General features: G+C 56.5%; 11 protein-coding genes. 6 read left to right on the forward strand and 5 right to left on the reverse strand.

The genetic code is table 11. The features are described 5' to 3' along the window. From AC1D17_RS25270 to AC1D17_RS25285, 4 genes are all read right to left on the reverse strand, one after another. Positions 1-901: GlxA family transcriptional regulator (locus AC1D17_RS25270; RefSeq protein WP_477568035.1), on the reverse strand; the 901-nt coding region annotated here is incomplete at its 3' end. A gap of 52 nt (positions 902-953) precedes the next feature. Further along, positions 954-1,940 (reverse strand): glycine betaine/L-proline ABC transporter substrate-binding protein ProX, encoded by a 987-nt coding sequence (proX, locus tag AC1D17_RS25275; protein WP_477568036.1) that lies wholly within the window; start codon positions 1,938-1,940, stop codon positions 954-956. 34 nt (positions 1,941-1,974) lie between these two features. Continuing rightward, entirely contained in the window at positions 1,975-2,919 is a 945-nt protein-coding gene (locus AC1D17_RS25280) for an ABC transporter permease (RefSeq protein WP_477568037.1), read from the reverse strand. Next, the gene (locus tag AC1D17_RS25285; RefSeq protein ID WP_477568038.1) at positions 2,909-4,009 is read right to left on the reverse strand and encodes a quaternary amine ABC transporter ATP-binding protein; all 1,101 of its coding nucleotides are present in this window, start codon (positions 4,007-4,009) and stop codon (positions 2,909-2,911) included. The genes AC1D17_RS25280 and AC1D17_RS25285 overlap by 11 nt, the downstream gene beginning before the upstream one ends. Before the next feature lie 132 nt (positions 4,010-4,141). Here AC1D17_RS25285 and AC1D17_RS25290 point away from each other — a divergent pair, with 132 nt between their 5' ends. The 6 genes from AC1D17_RS25290 to AC1D17_RS25315 all read left to right on the forward strand — a co-directional run bounded on the left by AC1D17_RS25290 (position 4,142) and on the right by AC1D17_RS25315 (position 11,438). Beyond that, positions 4,142-4,849: a GntR family transcriptional regulator gene (locus AC1D17_RS25290; RefSeq protein ID WP_477568039.1), complete on the forward strand. Its 708-nt coding sequence runs from the start codon at positions 4,142-4,144 to the stop codon at positions 4,847-4,849. 10 nt (positions 4,850-4,859) lie between these two features. Then, positions 4,860-5,768: a dihydrodipicolinate synthase family protein gene (locus AC1D17_RS25295; RefSeq protein WP_477568040.1), complete on the forward strand. Its 909-nt coding sequence runs from the start codon at positions 4,860-4,862 to the stop codon at positions 5,766-5,768. Further along, positions 5,768-7,267, forward strand: coding sequence for an aldehyde dehydrogenase (locus tag AC1D17_RS25300; protein ID WP_477568041.1), 1,500 nt, complete (start codon positions 5,768-5,770; stop codon positions 7,265-7,267). Before AC1D17_RS25295 ends, AC1D17_RS25300 begins: the two co-directional genes overlap by 1 nt. A gap of 1 nt (position 7,268) precedes the next feature. Then, a complete protein-coding gene (locus AC1D17_RS25305; RefSeq protein WP_477568042.1) occupies positions 7,269-8,609 on the forward strand; it encodes an NAD(P)/FAD-dependent oxidoreductase in 1,341 nt (446 codons plus the stop codon). Between the two features lie 114 nt (positions 8,610-8,723). Continuing rightward, positions 8,724-10,277 (forward strand): trimethylamine methyltransferase family protein, encoded by a 1,554-nt coding sequence (locus AC1D17_RS25310; RefSeq protein WP_477568043.1) that lies wholly within the window; start codon positions 8,724-8,726, stop codon positions 10,275-10,277. A gap of 54 nt (positions 10,278-10,331) precedes the next feature. Then, complete coding sequence (locus AC1D17_RS25315; protein ID WP_477568044.1) at positions 10,332-11,438, forward strand: mandelate racemase/muconate lactonizing enzyme family protein; 1,107 nt, start codon at positions 10,332-10,334, stop codon at positions 11,436-11,438. A 449-nt stretch (positions 11,439-11,887) separates the two neighbouring features. Here the strand turns inward: AC1D17_RS25315 and AC1D17_RS25320 are convergent. Continuing rightward, a partial coding sequence (locus tag AC1D17_RS25320; protein WP_477568045.1) for a LysR substrate-binding domain-containing protein occupies positions 11,888-12,599 on the reverse strand: 712 nt, incomplete at its 5' end.

A 12,599-nucleotide genomic window follows, 5' to 3' on the forward strand; every position in this document is an offset into this window, starting at 1 on the left:
GATAAACTTTTGAAAAATGCGACGTTGATGTGAAGCCGCATGCCATCGCAATTTCAGTGATGGCCTGATCAGACTGCACAATCAGATTTCGAGCGCGATGCAGCCTTAGCTCCATGATGTACCGTCGAGGAGATAGATTCACATACCGTTCGAACATCCGTTCCAGCTGTCTGGTCGAGATGCCAAGCCGGCTCGCGAGTTCCGAACTGCTGAGCGGAGTTTCGATATGTTCTTCAATGATCCGTATCGCTTCACCCAGTCGGCTGTTGCGCAGACCATAGCGTGATCTGATCGACACTTTCTGCCTTGCAGACCCTTCGCGAACGGCATTGTAAACCATCTGATCCGCAACTGCCGCCGCGAGATCTCGGCCATGGTCGCGCGCAATGATATGTAACATCAAATCCGCCACAGCCGCCCCCCCGGAGGCGGTTGCAAAGAGTTCATCCGCMACAAAAACCGATTTTGTCAGCTTTACAAAAGGGAACCGTTCCGCAAAAACATCATGATATTCCCAATGGATTGCGGCTTTGCGGTCCTGCAAAAATCCCGCTTCCGCTAAGATGTACGCCCCCGAGCAGATTGCTCCAATCGAGGTACCACGTGCCCGTTCGACCCGCAGGTAGCGGAGCAGTTCCGACGTTCCATAATTTTGCACGTTGATACCGGTGACGAGGATCAGCTTTTCGTTTTTCTTGGTCGGCGTCAGCCCCCCGTCCACCAAAGTGACAGCTTTGTTGGAGCAAGTTGCGGAGTGGCCGTTCACTGACGAAAGGCGCCAGCGGTAGAACTCCCTGTCGGCGACTAGGTTCGCAATTCGCAGTGGCTCCACAGCACAGGAAAACGCCAGGTGCGAAAATTCCTCGACAAGCAGAAAGACGAAATCGGTCGTTTGGTTCATGGTGACAACATTGGTTGCGGGGCGCTCATCACCAACGCCCCGCAGTTGGCAACTATTTCACCGCGTCGCGGGCCGTCTTGATCCAGCCATCGTACTCAGCTTGATGTGCCCCAATCCAGTCGCTGACGTGCTTGTCGATGTCGGTGGATTTGTTTTCTCCATCGGCGATCAACTTATTTTCAGCCGAGACGTCAATGATATTGATCTTAGCGACTTCAAACAGCTTAGCGGCCGCCGGGTTGGCTTTAAGAAAGTCGTTGCGAGCAACGATGCGAAGACTATCCACCGCAAAGCCAAGGTTCTTTCCGTCGAACTCGGTATTTGCCTTCGCACCATCAGGAAGCGAGCTGTAAGGAACGCTCAGCCATTCCACGTCACGACCGGGAACCAACGCGCCGGAAACCCAATAGGGTGTCCATGTGTAGTATAGGACCGGCTCCCCGTTCTTTTGACGAGCGATGGTKTCGGCGATAATTGCGTTATATTCGCCCTGGTTATGCGTAACGGTATCACGAAGACCGTATTCGGTGAGTTGGTGTTCGATGACGCGTTCGCAGCCCCAACCTGGCACACAACCCGCAAGGTCAGCCTTCCCGTCACCATCTGCGTCGAACTTGGCAGCGATCTTGGGATCTTTCAGGTCACCCAGGTTCTTCACCCCGGCATCATAGCTTGTCTTATCCACGAGATAACCCTGGAGAGCCCCTTCGACCAGGGTACCGACCTTGGAGATCTTGTCAGGTCCACCGGCCTCCTTAAAAAAGGCTTCGTGTAGTTCGTTCCAACTATTGGTGAAGAAGTCGGCGTCGCCGGTGCCGACCGCAAGATGTGCGGTTTGAGCGATGACTTCTTGCGGTTCGGCGACGGTGTAGCCAAGGTCCTGGAGCGCACGGAAAACTACCCGCGCTTGGAACATTTCTTCAATTGCCGGCTGAATGACGGGGCGCACAGTCACGCCCTCGCCGGGCTTGTCCTGAGCAAACAGGGGACTTGTGGCCAGCGAAAGCACGATCGCGGTCGTTACGGGAAGAAGTTTCATGCGCGTTCTCCTTGTTGAATACGATGTTCGATGTTCATTGGGCGGGTCTACGGAGCAAGTTCACGATCAGCCCGATGGGTCCAGTCTCCCACCAGAGGCGGTGTCCTCTTTCACGCCCCGACCGGTTTAGACCCTGCGTGATGCGATCAAGGACGACCGCAAGGATCACAATACCAAGTCCACCTACGATGGCCTTGCCGGCGTCGAGTCTGCCCATTGCGCGCAGGACTTCGTTGCCGAGGCCGCGGACGGAAATCATCGAGGCGATGACCACCATTGACAGCGACAACATGATGGTTTGGTTGAGCCCTGCAAAAATCGTAGGGGTAGCCATCGGCAGCTCAACCTTGAACATGATCTGAGACGGCGTGGCACCAAAGGCTCTGGCCGCTTCGACAACACTCGGGTTCACGGTGCGAATTCCCAGGGAGGTCAGCCTTATCAGCGGAGCAAGCGCAAATATAACTGTGACCAGTACACCGGAGACATTCCCGATTCCGATCAGCATGACGACAGGCACAAGATAGACGAATGCCGGAATGGTCTGCATCGTATCGAGGACGGGCCGTAATACGGCTTCGAAACGATCACTCTTACCAGCGATAATTCCCAGAGGAAGTCCGATGATGACGGCGAGGATGACCGCGCCCATGACGATTGCAAGCGTCGTCATCGACAGCGCCCACGCTTCCGGTGAGAGAAAGCCAAGAACGGTGAGTGCGATAGCGACGTAAATTGCGGTCCGGCGACCCGCTGCCTGCCATGCGATCAAAACGATGACTGCAAGCATCACAAGCGGGGGGGTTGCGAGAAACGCTCGTTCAATGCTTTGAATCAGCCCGTCGAGAAAGATCTTGAAAGGCTGGATGGCTTCACGGTTTTCGATTGCCCATTGTTTGATCCCGTCGGACCGGTCGGCGAGGTCGAGATCGACACTCACGAACGGGTTCAACCAGTCGAAGCTCTTTTCATCGGCCATTGTTTGCTCCCCCGTTTACTGTCGCATAATCGCCACGACCTTGAATGCCGCGGAGCAAAGCGTCCTTTGTCACGACGCCTGCGATCACGTCTCCGTCTTTGACCAAAATGGGGTGGTCGGTTCCGATCGAGAGATCCACCAGCGTGTTTAGCTTGTCGTCGGAGCGGGCGACCGGCCAGCGCGCCGTATCAAGGGCGCTGCCGTTCATCTGACGATACTGTTCCAGCGGTTGCATCACCTTCACAGCGGTGACCAGATCAAGCTTTGAWATGCCCCCGACGAACTGCGCAACGTAGTCGTCCACGGGATTTGTGACGATCTCCTCCGGTGTTCCGACTTGCACGAGAACACCGTCCTTCATGATTGCAATGCGGTCGCCAATGCGAATTGCCTCATCGAGATCGTGGGTGATGAAGACCGTTGTCTTATGGAGTTCAGCGGACAGCTCCATGAATGTGCCCTGCAGCTGATGGCGTATCAGCGGGTCAAGCGCCGAGAACGGTTCGTCCATAAGCAGGATCGAAGGGTTAGCGGCGATCGCCCGGGCAAGACCAACACGTTGCTGCATGCCGCCAGAAAGCTCGTCTGGATACTTGAGATCCCATCCGCCCAGCTCGACAGCCTCAATCGCTTGCCGGGCAATCAGTCGGCGTTTTTCTWCGGGGACGCCCCTGACCTCAAGCGCAAACGCAACATTGTCACGAACGTTGCGGTGGGGCATGAGGGCCATATTCTGAAAGACCATACCGATCTTCTCGGCACGGAGTTGCCGCAGTTCTTTGGAACCCATGTCATTAACATTTCGACCTTCAATAAAGATCGCCCCGTCAGTGGGCTCGATCAATCTATTGATATGCCGGATCAAGGTCGATTTGCCGGAACCCGACAATCCCATGATACAAAATATTTCGCCGCGCCCGACGGTGAACGTCGCGTCACGAACACCGATAATACAATCGAGATCGTCACGGATCTGCGTTTTGGTTAGCTGTCCCGTCTTCACGGCACGAACAGCGTCCTTGGCTTTGGCGCCAAAGACCTTCCAGATGCCTTCGCATCGAATAACTGCCTCTTGAGGCTGACTGACCATTCCCTGTTCCACCTTAGTTTTATTATTTTTCGTGTTACAACATAAATTTTCAGAGTAGACAAGATGTATTATGACGCGCTACAAAGATTCATGATAGTGGGTCGGTCATTGAACCCTCAAAAGGAAGTTCCAGTGCAAAACGACGCAAAACGTAACAAGATGAATTGTTTAGAGGACTTGAGACGCCGCATTCTGACCGAGGCGTTGGAGCCGGGAAGCTATCTTGACGAGACTGAAATGGCGGAGGCCTACGGAATTTCCCGCCCACCGTTGCGCGAATTGCTTCGGCAGCTTGCGGGTGAAGGTTACGTCATCCTTCACGAAAACCGAGGTGCTCAGGTAGCACCCATGACCCACAAGACCTTGCGAAACTTCTTCATCGCCGCGCCAATGGTTTACGCCGCAATCGGCAGGCTGGCGGCTGAAAATGCCACGCAAGCGCAAATTATGCGCCTCAAGGATACGCAGCTTCTGTTTCGCGCGTCGATCCGGGATGGCGATACCATACAACGAGCGCTCACGAACGAGCGCTTCCACTCAATCATGGGCGAGATGGCGGACAACGAGTTTCTCACGCCGAGCCTGAGACGGTTACTAATCGATCACACGCGAATTGGCATGACCTTTTACAGTCCCCGCAATGCCGGTCTTGCCGATCAGCGCGCCGCAGCCGTTGAGCAGCACGATCAGTTTATCGAGCTGATTGCAGCGGGAGATGCAGATGCTTGCGCTGATCTGGCCATAGCGCACTGGGAGTTGTCCCGCGCCCAGATAGAGAGCTTCGTGACGCCTGGAACCTTTTTCGTGCCGTTGGGACGTGTGCCCAACAGCCTAGCCTAAGGAGAATTTGATGAAATTCGAGGGTATATATACGCCCGTTATCACCCCGCACCGGGATGACGGCTCAATCGATCGCGATGCGTTCACCAAAGCGATCGAGTACCTCGTAGCGTCCGGTGTGCATGGCATTATCAACGGTGGTTCGACAGGCGAATATTATGCGCAATCGATGGACGAGCGCCTTGAATTGGCGAAGCTCGCCAAAGACGTCATTGGCGATCGCGCCTCGCTTATCATAGGGACCGGGGCGATCCGTCTTTCCGATTCGATCATGGTGGCTGAGACAGCTGCGAAAATTGGCGCGTCCGCGATCCTTGTGGGCTCACCGCCCTACTCGGTGCCCACCGAGCACGAAAATGCACTGAATGCGCTTGCCATCGACCGGGCCGCCGACCTCCCCATCATGCTCTACAACTATCCAGGTCGCATGGGCATCAACATGGGAGAAGAATTCCTCGACCGTGTCGGCCGCAGCCGTAATTTCTGCGCCATCAAGGAAAGTTCCGGAGACATTAACCGCGTGCATCTGCTTGCCCGCGACTATCCGCACATCCAGATGTCCTGCGGAATGGACGACCAGGCTTTGGAATTCTTTGCGTGGGGAGCCCGCAGCTGGGTTTGCGGCGGATCGAATTTCCTCCCGGGAGAACACTTGGCACTCTACCGTGCCTGCGCGGTGGACAGTGATTTCAACAGGGGCCGCCGCATCATGTCCGCGATGATGCCCTTGATGCGCGTTCTCGAACAAGGCGGCAAGTTCATCCAGTGCATCAAGTACGGATGCGAGATGGGCGGTCTGTATGCCGGCCCCCCGCGCGCGCCCCTCAAGCCCCTGAACAAAGACGACAAGCGCCAGCTTGAGCAGGTGGTCCAGGTCTTGAAGCGCACTATTGCAGAAATTGAAGCGGAGACACGGTAATGGCCGATCTACTGACGCACGAGGAATACAAGGCAATCGCCGTAGGACTGCAGTTTCCTACCCAGGCATTTATCGACGGAAGCTTTCGTCCCGCGATTTCCGGAAAGACGTTCAAGACGACCAATCCGGCCACGGGCAAGGTGTTGGCGGAAGTCGCGTCCTGCGGCCCCGAAGATGTGAACTTCGCTGTCCAGAAGGCTCGGGATGCTTTCGAAGACGGTCGCTGGTCGCGCCTTCATCCGTCGGCCCGGAAAGAGATCCTTGTCAGGCTGGCGAAGCTCATGAAAAGGAACGCACGCGAGCTGGCCGTCCTTGAGAGTCTCGACAGCGGCAAGACAATATACGACTGCGAAAATGTCGACGTGCCCGAAACAATTCATTGCCTGGCCTGGCATGGGGAATTGATAGACAAGATCTATGATCAGGTTTCGCCCGCRTCCGACAACCATATCGCAATGGTCGTCCGTGAACCCGTCGGCGTCGTCGGTCTTGTCCTTCCCTGGAACTTCCCGCTCCTGATGCTGGCATGGAAGATCGGCCCGGCACTCGCCGCAGGCAATTCCATCATCGTGAAGCCCGCCAAAGAGACGACGTTGACTGCGCTGCGGGTAGCCGAGCTCGCCATGGAAGCGGGCATTCCGGCTGGCGTCTTCAACGTGCTTCCTGGCGGCGGAGCCGACGTCGGCGAACCGCTGGGTCTGCATATGGATGTGGACATGGTATCCTTCACGGGCTCCACCGAGACAGGTCGACGTTTTCCACGCTACTCCGCTGACTCCAATCTCAAGGAAGTGACGTTGGAGATGGGCGGCAAGAATCCGGCGGTGGTTCTCGACGACGCCGAAAATCTGGACCGCGTCGCGGCGCATATTGTCAACGGCGCATTCTGGAACATGGGCGAGAATTGCTCGGCCTCCGCACGTCTTATCGTGCAGCGGGGTGTCAAGGACGAGCTTCTGAAGCGGATGATCGCGCATGCGCGTGAATGGCCGATGGGCGATCCTCTCAACCCTGAAAACCGTGTCGGCGCTCTCGTCTCCAAGTCCCACTTCGACAAGGTCTGCTCCTATTTCGAGAAGGGACAGAACATCCTGCTCGGAGGTCAAGCGAAGGACGGATTCGTCGAGCCAACAATCATCGACGTCGCCGATCGCAATGCCAAGGTCGTGCGCGAGGAGATCTTCGGACCGGTCCTGGTCGTGCTGACCGTCGAGACCTTCGAGGAGGCCATCGCGTTGGCGAACGACACCGAGTACGGCCTCGCCGCATCGATCTTCACGAGCAATGCCAAGCGGGCCATCCGCGGGGCGCGCGCGATCCGGGCGGGTACGGTGACGGTGAATTCCTTCGGCGAAGGCGACATCACGACCCCGTTCGGCGGCTTCAAGTCGTCCGGCTTCGGTGGCCGCGACAACGGCATCCACGCTCACGACCAGTACACGCGGATCAAGACGATCTGGCTCGACCTCACCGACGACAGCGACGAGGGAGTGGCTTGAATTGCACAAGGCTGAAAGGCTGCCGGTCCATCGGGGACCGGCGGCGTGGAACTCGATCCTTCCGGCTGAGCCGGCCTCTCCTCAGCTTGAGGGTGACATAAGTGTCGACGTCGCCATCGTTGGCGGCGGCTTCGCCGGGCTTTCTGCCGCAAGGCGGTTGCGCCTGAACGACCCGCAGATCCGGGTCGCAGTTCTTGAAGCAAGCCCGTTGGCCGATGGGGCCTCCGGTCGGAACTCGGGCTTCATGATCGATCTGCCGCACGATATTCAGTCCGAAGACTACGCGGGCAAGGGCGTGTCGGCTGACAAGACGATAATCGGGCTCAACCGCGCGGCTATCGATTTCGCACGCTCGGCCGTCGAAGAGTATGGAATCAATCCAGCCTTCTTCGATCCTTTGGGCAAAATCAACGGAGCCGCGAGCAAAACTGGCCATGCACTGAATGTCAGCTACGCCGAGCATCTCAAGCATCTCGGGGAAGACAGCGAGATGCTCGACGCAAGAGACATGCATGAGGTGACGGGAAGCCGTCACTACATTTCGGGTCTTTTCACACCTGGCACCGTGCTGCTGCAGCCTGCCGGTTATATCCGTTCGCTTGCCGCTGGGCTACGTCGGAATGGCATCCAGATTTTCGAATGGACGCCCGTCGCGAAGATCGACAAATCGGGACAGAGCTGGGAGCTTTCCACACCGAAAGGACGTGTCAGGGCCAGCAAGGTGATAATGGCCAACAATGGCCATTTGGAGAGCTTCGGCTTCGCGCGCAAGCGCCTGATGCACGTTTTTCTGTACGCGTCGATGACCGCGGAACTCGATGACGCAGCGCAGTCAAAACTGGGAGGTMGATCACGCTGGGGTGTGACGCCGTCGGATCCTATGGGCACGACGATGAGGCGTATCGATACTGCGCAGGGAGGAAACCGCATAGTCACGCGAACCTGCGCAAGTTACCTTCCTGGGATGGTGCCTTCCGATGCAGGCGTGGCGCGCGCCGCCAAGGTTCACCGACGGAAGTTTGCGGATCGATTTCCAACGATCGCCGACGTGCCGATGGAATACAGCTGGGCGGGCCATCTTTGCCTGAGCTGGAACGGCGTCGCCGTCATGCGCGAACTCGAGCCTGGTCTGTTTTCCGCTTGCTGCGACAACGGGCTTGGCACCGTGCGTAGCACTTTGACCGGGATCGGGGCGGCAGATCTCCTTCTCGGTAGGCAGTCCGAAATCTCAGCTCATTTTCTTGCCGAAGCCGAGCCAGCAAAGCTCATGCCGTCGCCTTTTGCCGAAATCGGGGCAAATTTGTACTTCCGCTGGAAGGAATGGCGGGCACGCGAGGAATAATCTCGGGTTCCAGCAACGGCCAAAGGTCGTTTTTTGGCACGGAGCGTTCGGGATACTGGCTGCCGGGAGATGCCCGATGGGTTCAAAATATTAGACAACCTTAGGAGACCAGCTATGAGCGAGCAAGAAGTTCGACACGCCCGTGCCGGAGGGCGTAGCGCCCGGAGGACTCTCCGAACTGCCCCAGACCTTGGAATGTTGCCGGCGTTGCACCGAAACCTACCTGTGACGGAGTTGATGGACGAGGAACATGTCGCTCGTATCGATGACGCATCAATGTCAATTCTGGAAGAAATAGGCGTCGTGTTTCGCGATCCAATCGCTTTGGAGGATTGGAGAAAAGCCGGAGCCGATGTTCGTGGGGAACGCGTGCATTTGGATCGGGCATTGGTTCGCCAGCTGATTTCGACCATTCCTGCGGAATGGACTTATCTTGCCCGTAATCCAGAACGCAGCCTCCCTTTTGGCGGGAAAAACTCGATCTTCGTACCGATGACGGGCGCTCCCTTCATCCGCGATCTTGAGGACGTGCGCCGTTGGCCAACGATTGCCGATCTCAATATGTTCCACAAGCTGGCCCACATGTCGCCGGCGCTTCACTCGACCGCTCACCATATTGTCGAGCCTATGGACATGGTCGTCAGTCATCGCCATCTGGCGATCACTTACTCATCGATGAAGTATTCCGACAAGACGTTCATGGGCATGACAACGTCGGGGAAAAATGCCGAAGATGTTTTGGACATGTGCGAAATTCTCTTCGGTCGCGAGACCTTAGAGCGTACACCAGTCGTGACCGGCAACTGCAATGGCAATTCGCCCCTCGTTTGGGACGAAACGATGTTGTCGTCCATGCGGGCCTTCTGCCTTCGAAACCAGCCTGTGCTTTGCTCGCCGTTCGTTCTGGGCGGCGCGAACACGCCGGCCTCGGTGGCGCCCGCAGTTGCGCAGCTTAACGCAGAAGCCTTGTCCGCGCTCGCTTACACCCAGGTCATTCGAAAAGGCTGCCCGGCAATCTATGGGCATTATCTGTCCACTGTTTCGATGAAGTCCGGGGCACCGATGGCGGGCACACCTGAAATCAGCTTGATGAACTACATGACCGGGCAGATGGCGCGGTTCTATGGAGTTCCCTGGAGAACCTCGAACCTTTTGGGAGGCGCCAAGACCTTTGACGCGCAGGCCGGCTACGAAAGTGCCATGACTATGAACGCCGTTCTGCATGCCGGAGCCAATTACATCTGGCATTCAGCGGGCTGGAACGAAGCAGGCATGCATTGCTCTGTAGCAAAGTTCGTCGTGGATGCCGAGATGTGTGCCATGGGTTACCGCATGGCCGAAGGGGTCAGATGGGATGATTTCGATGAAGCTTTGCGCGCCGTACGCGACGTGGGACCGGGCGGGCACTACCTGGGTCATCCCCATACGCAGGCAAATTTTCAGCGTGCGTTCTTTATGCCGAAAATGTTCAATAACGATTCCATCGAGCAGTGGCAGGCAGACGGTTCGGTAGAAATCACCGCTCGGGCGCTCCAGCAGGCCAAACGGCTGTTGGACGACTATGAGGAACCAAAACTCGACGCAGGCATCGACGAAGCGCTGCGCGACTATATGGAACGACGCAAACGGGAAATTCCTGCTGTCGACGAGTTGAATACTCAACATTGATCCTCCCCAACTGGTCGCTGCTTCGGCAGCGGCCATTTTTTTCTTGAGGCAAAAATGAAAATTTCCGAAATTCACGTTTATTCGCACAATATGCCGGTCAAGAACGGCCCGTATAATATCGCCAGTAGCAAGGTGTATTCGTTGGATACGACACTGGTGAAGATCGTTGCGGATAATGGACTGTTCGGCTGGGGTGAAACATGTCCGGTGGGTCCCACTTACCAACCGCACCATTCGAAAGGCGCTGTTGCCGCACTTGAAGAGATTGCCCAGGGCCTGATCGGTACTGATCTTTTGCAACCCGTGGTGCTGCGCCGCAAAATGGATGGCCTGTTGAATGGCCATGGCTACGCAAAGGCGGCAATCGACATCGCAGCCTACGACCTCATGGGGAAACATTTTGGCGTTCGCGTCGCCGATCTTCTTGGCGGTGTGGTCACGGAACRCGTGCCCTCCTATTACGCTTCAGGAATTGGAGAGCCCGACGAAATTGCCCGAATAGCGGAAGAAAAGGCGGGAGAGGGTTATCCCCGTTTGCAGATCAAGATCGGCGGGAGACCGGTTGACATCGACATCGCCGTGGTTCGCAAAGTATGGGAGCGCGTCGGTAGGCGAGTAAGGCTCGCCGTTGACGGGAACCGCTCCCTGACGACAGGCGATACCCTCCGGCTAAGTCGCGAGTGCACCGACATTCCGTTCATTCTCGAGCAGCCGTGCAACACGATTGAAGAGATCAAATCGATCCGAAACCAGCTTCATCATGGACTTTATTTAGACGAGAATGGCATCGATCTAGTGACGGTCGTAAGGGCGGTCGGCGAGGGGATCTGCGACGGGTTTGGCATGAAGATAACCCGCATAGGGGGTCTGCACGCCATGGCGACATTTCGCGATATCTGCGAAGCACGCTCAATGCCGCACACGTGCGATGACGCCTGGGGCGGTGATATCATCGCTGCAGCATGCACGCATATGGGCGCGACAGTGGAGCCGCGCCTGAACGAGGGCGTTTGGCTCGCGCAGCCCTACATTGAGGGGCATTACGACCCGCAGAATGGTGTCGTCATTGACGGCGGTCACATCAGGCTACCGCGCGGCGCGGGGCTTGGTATCATCCCCGATGAATCGCTATTTCATGCGCCGATAGCGTCGTTCAACTAAGTGGGTGTTCTCACGCCTCTGCCATACCTTGAACTCAATTTCGAGGCGGGGTCTTTTGACAGGCTTGCCATGGACGGGGATCGAATGTCGTTCGACATCAAATCTTCAGGTCCAGCGAACGGCCTGTGTTCGTGTGGAATGTTATAATTTGGCACCGATTGGCACGCCCTGTGGAGGAAGCCGCTACTTGGAGTGCTGCGCGGAAGTGCGTCGCGGGTAAAAGGCCTGATGCAACTCGATGATACCTTCGCCGGCAATCCCGACCGTTGGAATACTCAAGCTTAGAGGGCGCCCGGTCCCGCCCGCCTTTTGGACATCTTGGCTTATCGTTGCCGATTGCCGTCGGAAACTCTAGATGGAGCTCTATCAAACGCGCTGGGCGTAAGCGAAAGCACGCGCTGTTTTACAGGTTCAGATGAGCGATAACCGGTCAATGATTTGTCCCGATGTCAAGTTGGTGCTGGGCAGGGTGACCTTTTTTCTTCCTCAGCAATCATCCTTATCCAATCTCGCAGCACGACGGCCGCGGGAGAAAGCTCACGATTGCTATTCCAAGTAAGGTAGTAGGCTCCTGGCGGGGTAACAACGAGATCTGTGAAACGGACAAGCTGACCTTGTTTTACCAGAGGGCTCACCATCCTATGCCAGCCGACTACCAGCCCTTGGTCCGCTAATGCCGCCTGCAATGCCACATTATATTTCCCAAACCGTCGGCCCTGCAGCGAGCCGCGCCCCAGCCCGCCGCGCGACATAACTTCCTCCCAACCCATCCAGTCAGGTTGAACCCACTCAATGTTCAACAAGGGCAACCGTCCCAAATCTGCGGTTGTGCTACCTTCGTGAAGTTTTGCAAATGAGGGGCTACAGACAGGATAAAGGGCTTCATCGAACAAGACTTCGGCCGTTTCATCGACCCAGGCTCCAAGACCGTACCGTATCCTTAACTCGACTTCCGATCGGCGGAAGTTCCTTATGTCGTCTGAGATAAGATGATCGACGGCTATGTCGCTGCTCCGCCAGAAGGAGGGCATCCTTGGGATCAGCCACATGGCGCCAAACACATCGCTGCATGCGATCGTGACATTTCTAGCCTTGTCTCCACGCTTCAAGGTACTAATAACGTCAGAAAATCGGGAAAAGCCACTCGCTAAAACACTGTAC

The sequence above is a fragment of the Pararhizobium sp. P1_E7 genome (genome assembly GCF_056405855.1).

Excerpts from the sequence above, each read along its gene's own strand:
- AC1D17_RS25280 (WP_477568037.1), bottom strand. The coding sequence starts at position 2,919 with ATGGCCGATGAAAAGAGCTTCGACTGGTTGAACCCGTTCGTGAGTGTC.
- AC1D17_RS25295 (WP_477568040.1), top strand. The coding sequence starts at position 4,860 with ATGAAATTCGAGGGTATATATACGCCCGTTATCACCCCGCACCGGGAT.
- AC1D17_RS25310 (WP_477568043.1), top strand. The coding sequence starts at position 8,724 with ATGAGCGAGCAAGAAGTTCGACACGCCCGTGCCGGAGGGCGTAGCGCC.